This is a genomic window from Kitasatospora sp. A2-31, assembly GCF_022288725.1.
Taxonomy (GTDB): domain Bacteria; phylum Actinomycetota; class Actinomycetes; order Streptomycetales; family Streptomycetaceae; genus Kitasatospora.
In genome coordinates, this window is the sequence record NZ_JAKNTA010000012.1 from 176,160 (window position 1) to 191,191 (window position 15,032).

The window sequence follows — 15,032 nt, forward strand, 5'->3', positions numbered from 1 at the left end:
GTGGTGCACGCGGCACCGAGCCGCACTCGAAGCCAAGAGACCCACCACCAGGGGGAGTTCGCCATGTCCAAGTTCACCGGAAGCCGTCGTCTGCTCGCCGCCGCCGGCCTCGCCGCCGTCCTGCTCGCCGCGACCGCCTGCGGGCCCGGCGAGGAGAACTCCACCGCCGCCGCCACGACCGCCGCCACCGCCGCCACCCCGGCCGCCCCGGGGACGTCCGCGCCCGGGGCCGCCGGGGATGCCGGGACGGCCGGCGGCGGCCGGCTGGTGGCGGCGAACTCGCCCACGCTCGGCGCGATCGTCACCGACGGCTCGGGCCGCACGCTCTACCGCTTCGACAAGGACACCAGCAAGCCCTCCGCCAGCACCTGCGTCGACGCCTGCGCCGCGAAGTGGCCGCCGGTCCCCGCCCAGGAGAAGGTCGACGTCACCGGCGTCGAGTCGGCCCTGGTCGGCACCGTGACCCGGCCCGACGGGAGCAAGCAGCTCACCCTGAACGGCTGGCCGCTGTACCGCTTCGCCGGGGACACCGCGCCGGGGCAGACCAACGGTCAGGGCGTGGGCGGCACCTGGTTCGCCAGCACGCCCGAGGGCAAGAAGGCCCAGGCCGCGGCCGGCGGCGCGGGCACCGGGCAGGCGAGCGCTCCGGCGCCGTCCGCCAGCAAGCCGCAGACCGGCGGCTACCCGAGCGGCTACTGACGGGCCACGGGACGCGGGTCGCCGGACGGCCGACGTCCGGACGGCGACCCACCGGACCGGCCGGCCCGCAGCACAGCGGTGGTCGCGGGAGGTGGGCGGCTCCTCGGGAGCGCGCTTGCCTCCGCGGCGGCCCCCCGCGAGACTGTCGCGGTGCTGCACCTGGTTCGTGATCACCGCTGGTCGGCGGGCGCCGTCCTCCCGTTCGGCGTCCTGCTCTGCCTCGTCCTCGCGCTCTCCCTCCTGACGGTGCGCCTCTGGCCGGAGGCCGCGGAGTCCGGCGACTACGTCGACATCGGCGCCGTCCGAGCCGTCCACGCCGCCGGCGCCGCCGGCGGTGAGCCCGCGCCGGAGGAGTCCGGCCCGGACGCCTCCACGGGCTCGTCCACCGAGGACTGCGGCCGCAACCTGGAGGGGCACCGCAACAGCGACAACGTGGTGATCTCGCCGGGAGTCGTGGGCGGCGCCCACCACGTCCACGACTACGTCGGCAACCTGTCCACCGACGCCCTGGCCACCGACGCGTCCCTCGCCGCCGCCGGGACGACCTGCACCGGCGGCGACCGCTCCAGCTACTACTGGCCGGTGCTGCGCAGGACCGACCGCGGCGGAGGTACGGCCGCCGGGCACGGCGGGGACCACGGCCAGGACGGCCCCGGCGGGCACGGCAACGCGGGCGAGATCCTCGTCCCCGAGACGGTCACCGTCGAGTTCCGCGGCAACCCGTGGAGCAAGGTCGTACCGATGCCGCGCTTCCTACGGCTGCTGGAGGGCGATCCCACCGCGGCCACCGACGGCGGCGCGGACGCCAGGGCGCGGTGGGGCTGCACCGGCTACCCCGACCGGACGACCGACCGCTACCCGCTCTGCCCCGCCGGCAGCCTGCTCACCCGCACCCTCGACTTCCCCAGCTGCTGGGACGGCCGCGGCACGGACAGCCCCGACCACCGCGCCCATGCGGTGTTCCCCTCCGCCACCGGGGTCTGCCCGCCCCGGACCTTCCCGGTCCCCCACCTCCGGGTCACCCTCGGCTACCGGCCCCCGCCCGGCCGGGCGTTCGCCGTGGACGCCTTCCCCGAGCAGCACCACAGCCCGCGCACCGACCACGGGGTCTTCATCGGCGTCATGACCGACGACCGGATGGCGGCGCTGGTGGCCTGTCTGAACCAGAATCGCAGCTGCCGGGAATCCGGTTGAACCGGAAGGCCGCCGCGTACGTGCTCTGCGTGGCACCCCACGACGGAGGAATGGCGGATGGCGAGGACACGACCCGCGACACAGCGCGGCGCGGCCGACGAGGCACTGATCAGAACGCTCTACGAGCAACACGGCGGTGCGCTGCTCGCGTACGCCATCCGGCTCACGGGTGACCGGGCCGCGGCCGAGGACGCGGTGCAGGAGACCCTGATCCGCGCCTGGCGGAACCCCGAGGCCCTCACCGAGGCCCGGGGCTCGGTGCGCAGCTGGCTGCTGACGGTGGAGCGGAACCTGATCACCGACCGGTTCCGGGCCAGGGCCGCGCGCCCCGTCGAGGTCGCCGAGGTGTCCGAGCAGTCGGCCACCGTGCCGGTGCAGCGCGACCACGCCGAGGGCGTGGTGGAGGCGCTGGTGATGACGGAGGCCCTCGAACAGCTCTCGCCCGAGCACCGGGACGTGCTGCGGTCGATCTACTTCCAGCAACTGTCGGTCGCCGAGGCCGCGGAGCAGCTGGGCGTGCCGGCCGGGACGGTCAAGTCGCGTGCGCACTACGCGCTGCGGGCGCTCAAGCGGTCGTACGCCGGCAAGGCCGGGACGTTGAAGGAGGTGGCGGTGTGAGCACGGAACAGCACGGAACGAACACGGAGCAGCACGAGCGGAACGCGGAGCTCGTCGGCGCCTATGTCCTGGGTGCGCTGGAGCCGGCGGACGCGGCGGCGGTCGAGCGGCACCTGGCCGGCTGCGCGCCCTGTGCCCAGGAGGTGGCCGAGTTGCAGGAACTGGAGCGCGTCCTGGGCGAGGTGCCGCCCGAGATCCTGGTGGACGGGCCGCCCGAGGGCGGCGATCTGCTGTTGCAGCGGACCCTGCGGCAGGCACGGGCGGAGCGGGGGTCGGCCGTCCTGCGACGCCGGGCCTGGACCGGTGTGGCCGCGGTGGCCGCCGCCGCGGCGGTGCTGGCCGCGGGCGTGTCGCTGGGCCGGAGCACGGTGTCCGACCAGCCGCCGGTGGCGGTCGGTCCGGCCCCGTCGTCCGCGACGGTCGCACCGCCCCCGGCGGGCACCCGGACCGCCTCGGTGACGGAGCCGTCCACGGGCGCCCGGATGACACTGACGGTCACCCCGGCGATGGGCTGGGTGCGGGTGAGCGCGGCGGTCACCGGGATCCCGGCGGGTCAGCGCTGCCGCCTGGTGGTCAACGGCAGGAGCGGGGCGAAGGTGGACGCCGGGAGCTGGCTGGTCTCCCCGGCCGGCGCCGAGAAGGGCACGTCCCTGGACGGCTCGGCGCTGGTGGCGCCGGACGACGTCGCGTCGGTCTCGGTGGTGAACGATGCGGGCCGCACCTTCGTGACGGTGCCGGTGTAGGCGGGCAGGGGCCGGGCGGTCCTCCGACCGCCCGGCCCCCTCGGCGCACTACAGGGAGGGCCCGGCCAGGATCACCCGGTCCTCGGCGAGCTCCGCCAGCAGGGCATCCAGCTTCTCCCGGTCGACCGAGGGCATCACGAAGACGTGCACGTAGCTGCGGCGGGTGGACTCGTCGCCCGGGACCATCAGCACGTCCTGGGAGGAGAGCGACCACTTGGCCACCAGCTCCGGGCTGGGCTGGCGGAACCGCACGGTGACGGCGCCCGGAGTGCGGGCCGGCCAGAGCTCGACGCCCAGCTCCCGCTCCATCGTCCGCAGGCGGCCCTCCAGGTAGCCGGCCAGCTCCTGGGCGCCGCGTATGCGGTCCACCTGGTCCTGGTAGGAGTGCCGGGACAGGTGGTCCCAGAGCACCAGCGGGGAGAAGCCGTTGCGGGAGCCGGCGAAGGTGGTGTCGGGTGCGCCGATGTAGTCCGGCTGCGAGGGCGGGGAGATCTGGTACTTCACCTTCGTCATGTAGATGCCGCACGGCCACGGCGCGCCGGGCCACTTGTGGCCGCTCATCGCGATCGAGGAGACCATGTCGACGTCGCCGAGCTCCGCGGTGGGCAGCCGGATGCCGAAGTCGAACTCCGGCAGCTCGACCTCGGGGGCCCAGCCGTACGCATCCGGGTCCTGGGCGGCCATGCGCAGGAACGGCGCGTAGCCGGCGCCCAGCGCGCCGTCCACGTGGATCCAGAAGCCGCGGCGGACGTCGACCAGCGGCTCGCCGGTGCGCGGGTCCTTGCCGTGGACCACCTCGCGGCGGACCAGGCCGTGCCGCTCGAAGATCGGCAGCAGCCGCTCGCAGACCCGCCGGACGTCGTCGTGGGCGCCCTTGAAGGTGCTGCCGAGGTTCAGGTTGACGAAGACCGGGTGGCCCTTCGCGGCGAAGAACTCGACCAGCACGGCCAGGGCGTCGACGTCGATCTCGCCGGGGCCGTCCCAGGAGCGGCCCGAGGGGCCCGGCGCGGAGGGCACCTCGGTGGGCCACTCGCGGCGGCCGGTGGCGGGGTCGACCAGCGGGCACTCGTCGGCGTACTTCTCCAGGCCGACGGCGTGGAAGGTCTCGACGCCCAGGACGCGGACGGCCTTGGCGAAGGAGTAGTGGGTGTCCTCGGAGTAGAAGGCCACCGGGCGGTGGGCGTTCGGGTTGTCCCGGTCGGGCGCCGCCTGGACGTACCGCAGGGCGTCGAAGGGTGCGGCCGGCGGCTGGATCAGCGCCTTGCCGCTCAGGTAGTCCCGGGCGTTCCAGAGCGCGTACATGTTGCCCTCGGTGGAGCCCATGGAGAGCATGTAGCCCCAGTACGACTCGGGGTCGGCGGGGTCGTGCGGGCGCTCGGCGTGCCACAGCTTCGCGTAGTAGTCGAGCACCGAGCGTTCGATCACCTTGGTGTTCGGCTTGTAGCCGCCGCTCTGGAACGGGTCGCCGAGGTTGTTGATGTTGTTCGGCATGAACCGGGCCAGGTCCAGCGCGGTGCCCTGGATGTCCTGGGTGGCCTGGTAGCCCATCAGGTGCCGGCGCTTGCGCGTCAGGTACTCGTCCACCGTGTCCAGGGCGCGCAGCCGCTGGTCGTCGTCGAGGCCTGCGGCGGGGAGCACGAAGTCCCGGTCGTCCAGCTCCGCACCCGGGTCGACGGCGGGCGCGGCGGCGGGCGCGGCGGCGAAGGTGGCGGTGGGGCTCATGGCTGCGGCACTCCGGGGTCACAGGTCGGCCGGCCCGTGGGCGGGAACGGCGGAGGGCGTTCGCCGCTCGCGCCCCAGGATGGAACTTCTCGCCACCGGAGGGAAGGGTCTCCGAACATCATTCGGCCGCAGCCCGCACGATCTTGCGAATCCACGGAATCGGCTGGAATCCTGGGAGCCGTGCCGAACAATCCGCAGCCCCGCCGGGCGCCCGTCGACGACGTCGACCGGGCGATCATCCGCGCTCTGGCCGACAACGCCCGGTTGCCGAACAACGCCCTCGCCGAGGCGGTGGGCATCGCCCCCTCGACCTGCCTGGCCCGGGTGCGCGCGCTCCAGGAGCGCGGGATCATCCGGGGCTTCCGGGCCGAGGTCGACCCGGCGGCGATCGGCCTTCCGCTGCAGGCGATGATCTCGGTCCGGCTCCGGGCGCACACCCGCGAGCAGAACGAGAGCTTCCGCAGCACCGCCCCCGACCTGCCGGGGGTGCTGGCGGTCTTCCACATGGCGGGCTCCGACGACTACCTGCTGCACGTCGGCGTCGCCGGCCCCGAGGCGCTGCGCGACTTCGTCGTCGACCACCTGACCACCCATCCGGCGGTCGCCCAGACCCGGACCAATCTGATCTTCGAGCAGATACCGGGCCGCCGCTACCTCGCCCCCGAGCGGTGAGGTCCCCGGCAGCGGCCGCCCCGGCGGGCGGCCGCTGCCGGCCGGCTACCGGAGGACGCCGCGGACCGCCTCGGGGTCGGTCGGCGCGAGCGGGGCCGCGTCCGCGCCGGCCGTGGCCGTCTTGGCGGTGGCCGCCGGCGGCGGGGTGACGAGGACCGGGGCGGGCTCCGGGGTGGGGGCGCAGGTCTTGGCGATCCGGCCGTCGCCCTTGGGCAGGCTGCCGTCCCGGAGGTAGGCGGTGAAGGTGTCGTCCAGGCAGGCGTTGCCGCGGAAGAGGATCTCGTGGAAGCTGCCGCCGGTCTGGACGACCAGCTTCGAACCGGGCAGTGCGTCGCGCATGGCGAGACCGCCTTCGTAGGGGGTGGCGGCGTCCTCGGTGGCCTGGAAGAGCAGCACGGGCGGCAGGCCCTTGCCGGTGATCTTCAGCCGGCCCGCCTGATTGCCCTGGTAGGGCCAGAACATGCAGGCGGCGTTGTACCACATGTTGTTATAGGTGTAGAAGGGCGCCACGGCGTTCACCGCTGCCTGGTCCTTCTTCCAGAACTCCCAGTCCCGCGGCCAGGCGTTCTCGGTGCACTGCGTCGCGTTGTACGCCGGGAAGGCGCCGTCGTCGGCGCCGGGCGCGGCGTAGCGGTTGTAGGCGATGGACAGCGGCCGGGTGTCGTGCTGGTTCACGAAGGCCGAGAGCACGGTGGCCATCCGCGGCCAGCGCAGGAAGTTGTAGCCACCGCTGTAGAAGGTGTCGTCCAGTTCGGCCGGGCCGATCCTGCCGGGGGCGGGGTCGGCCGCCACCGGCTCGGCCCGCAGGGCGTCCTGGACCCGGTAGTACGCCTGGACGACGCCGGCCGGGTCGGTGCCGAGGTGGTAGACCGCGTCGGCCTTGGCCGTCCAGGCCGCGAAGGCCTCGAAGCGGCGCTGGTGCTCCTTGTCCTGGAGGATGTTGTGGTCGTACCAGCTGATCGTCGGGCCCACGATGCTGTCGAGGACCATCCGCTTGACGCGCGAGGGGAAGAGCTGGCCGTAGGTGGAGCCCAGCGAGGTGCCCCAGGAGCCGCCGTAGAAGCTGATCCGGCGCGCTCCGAGCGCCCGGCGGATGCTGTCCATGTCGCGCGCGCTGTCGACGGTGGTCATGTGCGGCAGCAGCCAGGACCAGTCGGCCGCGCAGTCGGCGGCGTACCCGGCCGCCTTCGACAGCCAGGCCTTCGTCGTACCCCGGTCCACCTGGTAGTCGGGCCGCTCGGCCTCGAAGTAGTGGGGGTCGCAGACGACGTGGGGCTCGCTGCCGTTGGTGCCGCGCGGGTCGAAGCCGATCCAGTCGTAGGTCGAGGCGACGTCCGCCGGGAGCTGGCCGGAGAGGGAGGCGGGCATCCAGAGGCCGGAGATCCCGGGTCCGCCGGGGTTGAGCAGGATCGGGCCCTGCTGCTTCTCCTTGGGGGCGGTGGCCGGGAGCCGGTCGACCTTGATCTTGATCTTGCGGCCGTGCGGGTCCGCGTAGTCGACCGGGACCTCCAGCAACGCGCACTGGAGCGCGGGCGTGGCGGGGTCGTTGCAGGAGCTCCAGACGAGCTTCCCCTGCCCGGTGTCCTCGGGGGCGGCGGCCACCGCGTCGGGGCCGACGGGCTCGGCGTCGGCGGCCGCGCCGCCGAACGCGGCGACGGCCACGGCGGCCGAGAGCAGGGCGATGACTTTTCTCATGGGGAGCATGATGTGATATGTGCAATATCACATCTACAGTACTGACCGGACGTTACGAAGCTGTGATGGACGGGGAGTTGGGCCCCCCTTGCCCGCCGGCCGGCAGGAGGGGCCCACGGCGGCGGGCGAGGAACTTGCCCACTTCCCAGAGCAGCAGCAGCGCGAGCGCGGCCAGCAGCGCCCAGCCGAACTGCCGGGCGTCGAGCTCGGTGGTGCCGAGGATGCGGCGGAACGCGTCCGTCTGCGTCACCAGCACCGCCAGGACGAACTCCGCCAGGGCCGCCAGGTTCATCTGCTTGCTGTCGAAGGTGTGCGTGCTCAGCGCCGACGCACGTTCGCTGCGGCACTCGAACGCCGCCACGATCAGGCAGAGCGCGAAGGCGGTGAACGCGATCGAGTTGCCGATGTGAACGCTGCCGTAGTGACGCTCCCCCAGCTTGATCAAACCGAGCAGCGCGGCCGTGACCGCCAGCCCGGCCAGCCCCACGGTGACCACCACGGGCCTGGTCAGCACCGACTCGCCGCGCGGGCGCGGGGTGCGCGCCATCAGCCCCGGGCTCTCCCGGTCGAAGCCGAGCGCGAAGCCGAACGGGGCGTTGACCACGAAGTGGATCCAGAGCACCTGCGGCGGGGTGAACGGCTCGCCGGCCGCGATGTCGAGGACGGTGGCGCCGAGGAAGGTCAGCACGAAGGCGACCAGCAGCAGGAGGACGAAGCGGATGTACTTGGTCAGGTTGTCGTAGAGCTTCCGGCCCTCCGCCACGGCGTGCACGATGGTGGCGAAGTTGTCGTCGGCGAGCACCATCCGGCTGGCGTTCTTGGCCACGTCGGTGCCGCTGCCCATCGCGATGCCGATGTCGGCGGCCTTGATCGCCGGCGCGTCGTTGACGCCGTCGCCGGTCATCGCGACCACGTCGCCCTTCTTCTTGAGCGTGTCGGCGAGCAGCACCTTGTGCTCCGGTGCCACCCGGCCGACCACGCCGATGCCGTCGATCCGGGCCAGCCGCTCGTGCTCGGGCAGCGCCGCGAAGTCCGCACCGAGCACGGCCTCGCCGGGGATGCCGAGCTGCCGGGCGATGGCCGCGCCGGTGGTCACGTCGTCGCCCGTCACCATGCGGACCCGGATGTGGGCGGCCTGCGCGCTGGCGACGGCGTCCTTGGACTCCGCGCGCGGCGGGTCGACCATGCCGACCAGGCTGGTCATCCGCAACCCGGTGACGTAGCCCAGCAGGTCGCCCTCGGGGTCGAAGTCCGCCGGGTCGAGGTCCCGGAACGCTGCGGCCATCACCCGGCGGCCCTCGGCGCCCATCCGGGCGACCTGCGCCTCGGCGCGCCCGCGCAGGTCCGCGTCCCAGGCGATGCCCGTCCCTTCGGCGAGCGCCGTGGTGGCCCGCGACGTCACCGCGGGCGCGGCGCCCTTGACGAAGCACCGCACCACCCGCCGGCCGCCCGCGTCCACCGCGTCGGTGAAGACCGCCATCAGCTTGTAGGTCGGGTCGAACGGCAGCGTGGCGAGCCGCGGGTACCGCTCGCGGCTCGCCTCGATGTCCAGCCCGGCCTTGTGCCCGAGCACGAGCAGCGCACCCTCGGTGGGATCGCCCACCACCTCGCCGTCCACCAGCTGGGCGTCGTTGGCGATCAGGAACGGCAGGACGGCGCCCTCGACGTCCGCCGAGGCCCCCGCGACGTGGTGGATCCGGCCGTCGAGGCGGTAGCCGGTGCCGGAGACGGTGTAGCGGTCGGTGGGGCTGAGCACCTCGACGACGGTGACCTGGTTCATCGTCAGGGTGCCGGTCTTGTCCGAGTTGATCGCCGAGGTGAAGCCGAGCGTCTCGACGGAGGGCAGTTCCTTCACGATCGCGTTGCGTCTGGCCAGGCTGAGGCTGCCGACCGAGAGGATGACCTGGCTGACGGTCGGCAGCGCCTCCGGAATGGCGGCGATGGCCAGCGACACGGCGCTCACGAACAGGGCGTCCCACGCCTGCCCGCGGCTGCGGCCCAGCGCGAACATCACGACCATGGTCAGTCCGGCCGCGCCCGCGATCCACAGCGTCAGGGTGTTGAGCTCGCGGGTGAGCGGCGACTGCTCCTTCTCCGTCGCCGAGAGCATCCCGGAGATCTTGCCCAGCTCGGTGGCGGAGCCGGTCGCGGTGATCACGAGCAGTCCGCTGCCGTGGGTGACCGGGGTGTTCATGAACGCCATGTTCGACTGCTCGCCCGGCGCCAGCCGCTCCCCCGGCACGATGCCGGTGTCCTTCACCGCCGGCACGCTCTCACCGGTCAGCGCCGACTCGTCGATCTGCAGGGCGGTGGCCCGCACGATCCGCCCGTCCGCCGGCACCTGGTCGCCCGCCGAGACGAGCACGACGTCGCCCACGACCAGCCCCTCGGCCGGGATCTCCGACTCGGCGCCGTCCCGCCGGACCCGGGCGGTCGCCTTCATCATCGACTTCAGCGCGTTCATCGCGCTCTCGGCCTTGCCCTCCTGGCGCAGGCCCACCACCGCGTTGAACAACGTCAGGACGACGAGCAGGATGCCGGTGGACCACTCCCCGATCACCAGCGAGACCACCGCGGCCGCCACCAGGATGAGCTGCATGTAGCTGCGGTACTGGTCGAGGAAACGCAGCCAGCCGGGCCTCGGCCGCTCCTCCGGCAGCGCGTTCGGCCCGTTCGCGGCGAGCAGCCCGGCCGCCCGGGCGGCGCTCAGCCCCGTGGACGGATCCACCCCGAGCCGGGCGGCGGTCTCCTCGGCGGACCGTGCGTACCACGGTGTCCCGGCATCCGCTCCCGGCGGCTCGGTCGGCTCGGCCATCTCTCGCTCCTCCTGTCCGGGTCCGGTACCGGCCCGGCGGCCGGACCACTCGGCCGGACCGCTCAGCCGGCCCGGTGGCGCGCCGCGTACGGGTCGCGCTCGGCGCCGTGCGGGGCCTCGGCCTCCAGCTGCCGCTTGGCGGCCCGGAGCTCCTTCAGGGCCGCCCGGCCGACCGTCGGGTACTGCGGATCGATCTCCATCAGGGTGTGCGCGAGCACCGCCGCGGCGCAGATGCGGGCGAACCACTTGCGGTCGGCCGGCACCACGTACCAGGGGGCCCAGGGCGTGCTGGTGGCCGACAGCATCTCGGAGAACGCCTCCTGGTACTCGTCCCAGTGCGCGCGCTCGCGGATGTCGGCCGCGGAGAACTTCCAGTTCTTCTCCGGCAGGTCGATCCGCTTCAGGAAGCGGATGCGCTGCTCCTCCTCGGAGAGGTTCAGGAAGACCTTCACCACCTTGAACCCGTTGTCGGTGAGGTAACGCTCCCAGTCGTTGATCTCGCGGAAGCGGCGGCGCCAGATCTCCCGGCCGCGCGCCTCCGCCGGCAGCCGCTGCCGGTCGAGGTTCTCCGGGTGGACGCGCACCACCAGGACCTCCTCGTAGTGCGACCGGTTGAAGATGGCGATGTCCCCGCGGGCCGGCAGCCGCTGCGCGTACCGCCACAGGTAGTCGTGGTCGAGCTCCTCCGCGGACGGCACCTTGAAACTGCTCACGTGCACGCCCTGCGGGTTCACCCCGCTCATGACGTGGCGGATCGTCCCGTCCTTGCCGCCCGCGTCGAGCGCCTGGAGGCAGAGCAGCACCCCGTGGGTGTCCTGGGCGGCCAGCCGCGCCTGGTACTCCGCCAGCAGCTCCACCCCGGCGCGGAGCAGCTCCGCGCCGTCCCGCTTCCTCAGTCCCGCCTTGTAGCGCGGGTCGAAGTCCCGCGCGAGGTCCACCGTCGCCCCCGGCTCCACCCGCAACGGCTCGATGAACTCCGCTATGCGCTCGGCCGTCCGCCTGTCCGCCATCGCCCGCACCACCCTCTCGTCGGTCCGGCCGGTAACGCCCCCCGACGGCCCGGAGCACCGGGCGCCGCGGCCGGTCCGCACCGCCCGCGGCCGGCGATCCCGGTGACCCGTTGCCACCCTCGGACCTGCGGCGGCGGCCGGCAACCGTGCTGGGCCATCCGGGTTGCGGCGCCCGTTCCGGGCACCGGGCCGGCGGGTCCAGGGCCTCTCTCTCGGATCCTGCCGGGCGGGCGACAGGATCCGGAGGAGAGGCCCTATCGGGGCACGGAGCGCACCAGGAGCAGGGCGATGTCGTCGGTGCGGTGGTCGGCCTGGCCGGCTCGGCCGATGAGGGCGTCGGCGAGACGGTCGAGCGGTTCGCGGCCGTAGCGGGCCAGTGTGGCGATCAGGCCGGCGACCGCCTGGTCTGGGTCGGTGCCGGGGGCGTCGATGAGGCCGTCGGTGTACAGGACCAGGGTGGTGCCGATCGGCAGGTCGATCCGGATCTGCGGGTACTCGGCGGCGGGGTCGACGTTCAGCACCACACCGGTGAGCGGTTCCAGGGCGCGCGCCCGGCCGTCCGGGCCGTAGAGCAGCGGCACCGGGTGGCCGGCGCTGGCCAGCCAGGCCTCGCGGCGGACGAGGTCGACGCAGAAGTAGGTGCAGCTGGCCAGCAGGGCGGTGTCGAGGTCGGCCAGCAGGCGGTTGGTACGGGTCAGCACGGTGCTCGGGTCGGCGTCGGCCGCGGCGAAGGCGCGGACCGCGGTGCGGACCTGGCCCATCAGCGCGGCGGCGTTCACGTTGTGGCCCTGGACGTCACCGATGACGACGGCCACGGAGTCCGGCCCGACCCGGATGAGGTCGTAGAAGTCGCCGCCGACGTCCATGTCCTCCGTGCACGGGAGGTAGCGGGCGCTGATGTCCAGGCTCGGGACGGCGGGCAGCGCCCGGGGCAGCAGGCTCTCCTGCAGGCCGTGCGCGAGGACCAGTTTGGTGTCGTACAGCCGGGCGCGGTCCAGGGCCTGGGCGATCAGACCGCCGAGCGAGGTGAGGACGGCGCGCTCCTCCGTGTCGAAGCGGTGCGGCTCGGCGAAGGCCAGCACGCAGGTGCCGATCAGGCGGCGCGAGGTCACCAGCGGCAGGTAGGCCCAGGCGGCCATGCCGTCCTGGGTCTCGTGGCGGTCCGGGTAGAGCCGTTCCAGCTCCGCGCGGGTCTCGAAGAACGCGGGCACCGGGTTGGTCGACGCCTGGACGCCGGGCGTGGACTCGCTCAGCGACGTGCCGTCGAACTGGTCGACCAGCCCGGCCGGGTAGCCGCGGTGGCCCGCGATGCGCAAACGGCCCCCCTCGGCCATCAGGACGGCGACGGCCTGGCCGCCGAAGCCCGGCAGGATCTGTTCGGAGACCATCGTCACCACGTCCTGCACGCTGATGGCCTCCGTCAGCGCGCTGGCGAGGTGGAGCAGGTGGTAGAGCGCCCCGGGCCGGGTGTGCACCGTCCGCTCGGCGGGCCGCTCGCCCTGTCCGTCCGGCCGGGCGACGTCGGCGGCGGCGATCTGCACGGTGACCCCGGAGGCGTCGGGGAACAGCCGGAACGACAGCCACCGGTCCGGCGGCCGCAGCGCGACGAAGGAGGTGGGCTGACCGCCGATCACCGCCGCCCGGTAGTGGTACTCGTACACCGGATCGCGCAGCCAGCGCAGCACCGACCACAGCCGCGCGCCCAGCAGCTTCTCCACCGGCTCGCCCAGCAGCTCCGCCGCGGTGGGGGTGACCGCGGCCAGCCGGCCGTCCAGGTCGATGTCGCAGACGCCCTCGGGCAGCCGGGCCGACATGGTGGCGAGGGGGTCTGCGGACCGGTTCTCCGCCACCACGGGGATCGGGCCGGGCCGGACCGGACGGCCCGCCCGGGCCGCCTCCGCCAGGACCTCCGTCAGCCCCCGGGCGAGCTGATCCAGCGCGTCGCGTTCGCGGGGCGCCAGCTCCGAGGGGTGCGCGCCGGGCCAGAGCAGGAAGAGCGCCCCGTACGTCGTGCCCCGCGCGACCAGCGGGACGGCGGCGAGGCAGAACGCGTACGGCATGGCGACCGCGACCCGCGGGTAACGGCGCGCCATCTCCTCGGCGCCGCCCACCCAGACGACCCGGCCGTCGCGCGCCGCGTCGACCACCGGGATCGGCACGGTCATGCCGACGTGCTGCCACGGTCTGGTGAACTGCCGGGCGGCCCCGAACGTCATGACGAGCTCGAGCAGCTGCCGGTCGTCCGAGAACAGGTACAGGCCGCCCATGTGCGCGCCGAGGCGTTCCGGCACCGACCGCAGGATCTGCGCCACCAGCTCGGCGCCGCGCCCCGCCGTCGCCTCGGCGGCCTCGGGCGCGGGCTCCGAGGACGGACCCCGTGACATGCCTACCACTAGAACCCCATTCGAGCGAACCCCGTTCGAACCGACGAGTGAGCCCGTAGCCTCCCTCCATACTGGCCCGGCCGGGTGCCATCCGTCCCGTTGCCGGCCGGGCGGCCGGAGGGCCGGAGGGCCGGGAGCGTCCACACGGGCGGCGCGGGTGGGCGGTCGACGTGGGTGGCGCGCGCGGACGGCGCGGGCGGGGGGCGCGGGCGGGGGGCGCGGGCGGGGGGCGCGGGCGGGGGGCGTGGGCGGGGGGCGTGGGCGGGGGGCGTGGGCGGGGGGCGTGGGCGGCGCGGGCGGGGGGCGTGGGTGGACGGGCGGGGTCACGAGTTCCGTTCGGCCCGCCCGTTGCCCACCCCCGGCACCGGCGGCGCCGCCGCACGCCGCTGCCGGCGGAGCCAGACGGTCAGCAGCACGCAGGGCAGCACCAGACCGCAGACACTGAGCACGAGGAACTCCGCGAATCCGCTGATGTGGCCGACCAGCCACGCGAAGTTCTGCCCGAAGAAGCCGACCACGAAGGACAGCGGCAGGAACACGGTCGCGACGATCGTGAGCCGTTCCATCGTGGCGCTCTGCCGGAGGTTGATCCGGTTCTGCTCGACCGAGATGACCGCGATGTTCGCCTCCAGGACGGTCGCCAGCAGGTCGCGCTGGGCCGCGACCTCCTCGTTGACCAGCAACAGGTGGTCGTGCACGTCGCGCAGGTACGGCAGGAGCTCGGTCGGCGCCCTGCCGGTCTCCAGCCGGCGGCCCAACACGCCGAGCAACGGGTGCACGGCACGGTAGAAGTCGGTGGCCTCGCGACGCAGGAAGTAGATCCGCTCGGTCGGGGCGACCGTGCCGGAGAACACCGTGGCCTCGATCTGCTCGATGTCGCGTTCGAGCTCGGTGACGACCGGCGCGTAGCCGTCCACGACCTGGTCGAGGATCGCCCAGAGCGTGGACGCGCTGCCGGTCCGCAGCAGCTCGGGCCGGCGCTCCAGCCGGCTGCGCGCGCCGGCCAGCTCGCTGGCGACCCCTTGGCGGACGGTGATCACGAAGTGTTCGGCGAGGAAGACGCTGATCTCGCCGGTGTCGACCTCCTCGCGCTCGTCGTCGTAGCGCGCGGTGCGCAGGATGATCAGCTCCGTGCCGTCCTCGTACTGCTCGGCCTTCGGCCGCAGGTGGTAGGCCTGGGCGTCCTCCACGGCGAGCTCGTGCAGCCCGAAGCTCTCGCGGACCTTGGCCAGCTCCTCCTCCCCCGGCTCGAACATGCCCAGCCAGACGAAGCCGCCCTGGGTGCAGCGCGCCGCCGCCTCCTCAAGCGGCATCGGACCCTCGTGCTGCCGGCGTCCGTCGCGATAGTGCGCGCAGTCGACGATCATGGCCTTCCTCCTCGCGTCCGGCCGCTGCCGCCCTCTTCCGATGATCCCGCCGATCCGGTGCACGGCCCTCTCCGCTCGGGTCCGCGATCCCTCCGGTCCGGATCCGCGATCCC

General features: G+C 73.6%; 11 protein-coding genes. 5 read left to right on the plus strand and 6 right to left on the minus strand.

Annotated features, from left to right (window positions below; all coding sequences use genetic code 11):
- Positions 1-63: 63 nt before the first annotated feature.
- The 4 genes from MCM47_RS29515 (at position 64) to MCM47_RS29530 (ending at position 3,254) form a co-directional block, all read left to right on the plus strand.
- Positions 64-699 (plus strand): hypothetical protein, encoded by a 636-nt coding sequence (locus MCM47_RS29515; protein WP_238864731.1) that lies wholly within the window; start codon positions 64-66, stop codon positions 697-699.
- Between the two features lie 150 nt (positions 700-849).
- On the plus strand, positions 850-1,893 hold the full coding sequence (locus tag MCM47_RS29520; RefSeq protein WP_238864732.1) for a DUF1996 domain-containing protein: 1,044 nt from the start codon (positions 850-852) through the stop codon (positions 1,891-1,893).
- Between the two features lie 57 nt (positions 1,894-1,950).
- Positions 1,951-2,511, plus strand: coding sequence for a sigma-70 family RNA polymerase sigma factor (locus tag MCM47_RS29525; protein WP_238864733.1), 561 nt, complete (start codon positions 1,951-1,953; stop codon positions 2,509-2,511).
- Entirely contained in the window at positions 2,508-3,254 is a 747-nt protein-coding gene (locus MCM47_RS29530) for a zf-HC2 domain-containing protein (RefSeq protein WP_238864734.1), read from the plus strand. Before MCM47_RS29525 ends, MCM47_RS29530 begins: the two co-directional genes overlap by 4 nt.
- 48 nt (positions 3,255-3,302) lie before the next feature.
- Here MCM47_RS29530 and MCM47_RS29535 read toward each other — a convergent pair whose 3' ends face one another.
- On the minus strand, positions 3,303-4,976 hold the full coding sequence (locus MCM47_RS29535; RefSeq protein ID WP_238864735.1) for a histidine decarboxylase: 1,674 nt from the start codon (positions 4,974-4,976) through the stop codon (positions 3,303-3,305).
- A gap of 180 nt (positions 4,977-5,156) precedes the next feature.
- On the opposite strand from MCM47_RS29535, the gene MCM47_RS29540 reads away from it, so the two are divergent.
- A complete protein-coding gene (locus MCM47_RS29540) occupies positions 5,157-5,648 on the plus strand; it encodes an Lrp/AsnC family transcriptional regulator (RefSeq protein WP_238864736.1) in 492 nt (163 codons plus the stop codon).
- Between the two features lie 45 nt (positions 5,649-5,693).
- Here MCM47_RS29540 and MCM47_RS29545 read toward each other — a convergent pair whose 3' ends face one another.
- The 5 genes from MCM47_RS29545 to MCM47_RS29565 all read right to left on the minus strand — a co-directional run bounded on the left by MCM47_RS29545 (position 5,694) and on the right by MCM47_RS29565 (position 14,919).
- On the minus strand, positions 5,694-7,343 hold the full coding sequence (locus MCM47_RS29545; RefSeq protein WP_238864737.1) for an alpha/beta hydrolase: 1,650 nt from the start codon (positions 7,341-7,343) through the stop codon (positions 5,694-5,696).
- A gap of 52 nt (positions 7,344-7,395) precedes the next feature.
- Positions 7,396-10,158 carry an HAD-IC family P-type ATPase gene (locus MCM47_RS29550; protein WP_238864738.1) on the minus strand — a complete coding sequence of 921 codons (2,763 nt, stop codon included), beginning with the start codon at positions 10,156-10,158 and terminating at the stop codon, positions 7,396-7,398.
- 62 nt (positions 10,159-10,220) lie between these two features.
- Positions 10,221-11,168, minus strand: a complete 948-nt coding sequence (locus MCM47_RS29555; RefSeq protein WP_238864739.1) for a polyphosphate kinase 2 family protein — start codon at positions 11,166-11,168, stop codon at positions 10,221-10,223.
- 254 nt (positions 11,169-11,422) lie between these two features.
- The gene (locus tag MCM47_RS29560; RefSeq protein WP_238864740.1) at positions 11,423-13,552 is read right to left on the minus strand and encodes a SpoIIE family protein phosphatase; all 2,130 of its coding nucleotides are present in this window, start codon (positions 13,550-13,552) and stop codon (positions 11,423-11,425) included.
- 323 nt (positions 13,553-13,875) lie between these two features.
- The gene (locus MCM47_RS29565) at positions 13,876-14,919 is read right to left on the minus strand and encodes a magnesium and cobalt transport protein CorA (protein ID WP_238864741.1); all 1,044 of its coding nucleotides are present in this window, start codon (positions 14,917-14,919) and stop codon (positions 13,876-13,878) included.
- Positions 14,920-15,032: the final 113 nt, after the last annotated feature.

Excerpts from the sequence above, each read along its gene's own strand:
- MCM47_RS29515 (WP_238864731.1), top strand. The coding sequence starts at position 64 with ATGTCCAAGTTCACCGGAAGCCGTCGTCTGCTCGCCGCCGCCGGCCTC.
- MCM47_RS29525 (WP_238864733.1), top strand. The coding sequence starts at position 1,951 with ATGGCGAGGACACGACCCGCGACACAGCGCGGCGCGGCCGACGAGGCA.
- MCM47_RS29535 (WP_238864735.1), bottom strand. The coding sequence starts at position 4,976 with ATGAGCCCCACCGCCACCTTCGCCGCCGCGCCCGCCGCCGCGCCCGCC.
- MCM47_RS29545 (WP_238864737.1), bottom strand. The coding sequence starts at position 7,343 with ATGAGAAAAGTCATCGCCCTGCTCTCGGCCGCCGTGGCCGTCGCCGCG.
- MCM47_RS29550 (WP_238864738.1), bottom strand. The coding sequence starts at position 10,158 with ATGGCCGAGCCGACCGAGCCGCCGGGAGCGGATGCCGGGACACCGTGG.
- MCM47_RS29555 (WP_238864739.1), bottom strand. The coding sequence starts at position 11,168 with ATGGCGGACAGGCGGACGGCCGAGCGCATAGCGGAGTTCATCGAGCCG.
- MCM47_RS29560 (WP_238864740.1), bottom strand. The coding sequence starts at position 13,552 with ATGTCACGGGGTCCGTCCTCGGAGCCCGCGCCCGAGGCCGCCGAGGCG.
- MCM47_RS29565 (WP_238864741.1), bottom strand. The coding sequence starts at position 14,919 with ATGATCGTCGACTGCGCGCACTATCGCGACGGACGCCGGCAGCACGAG.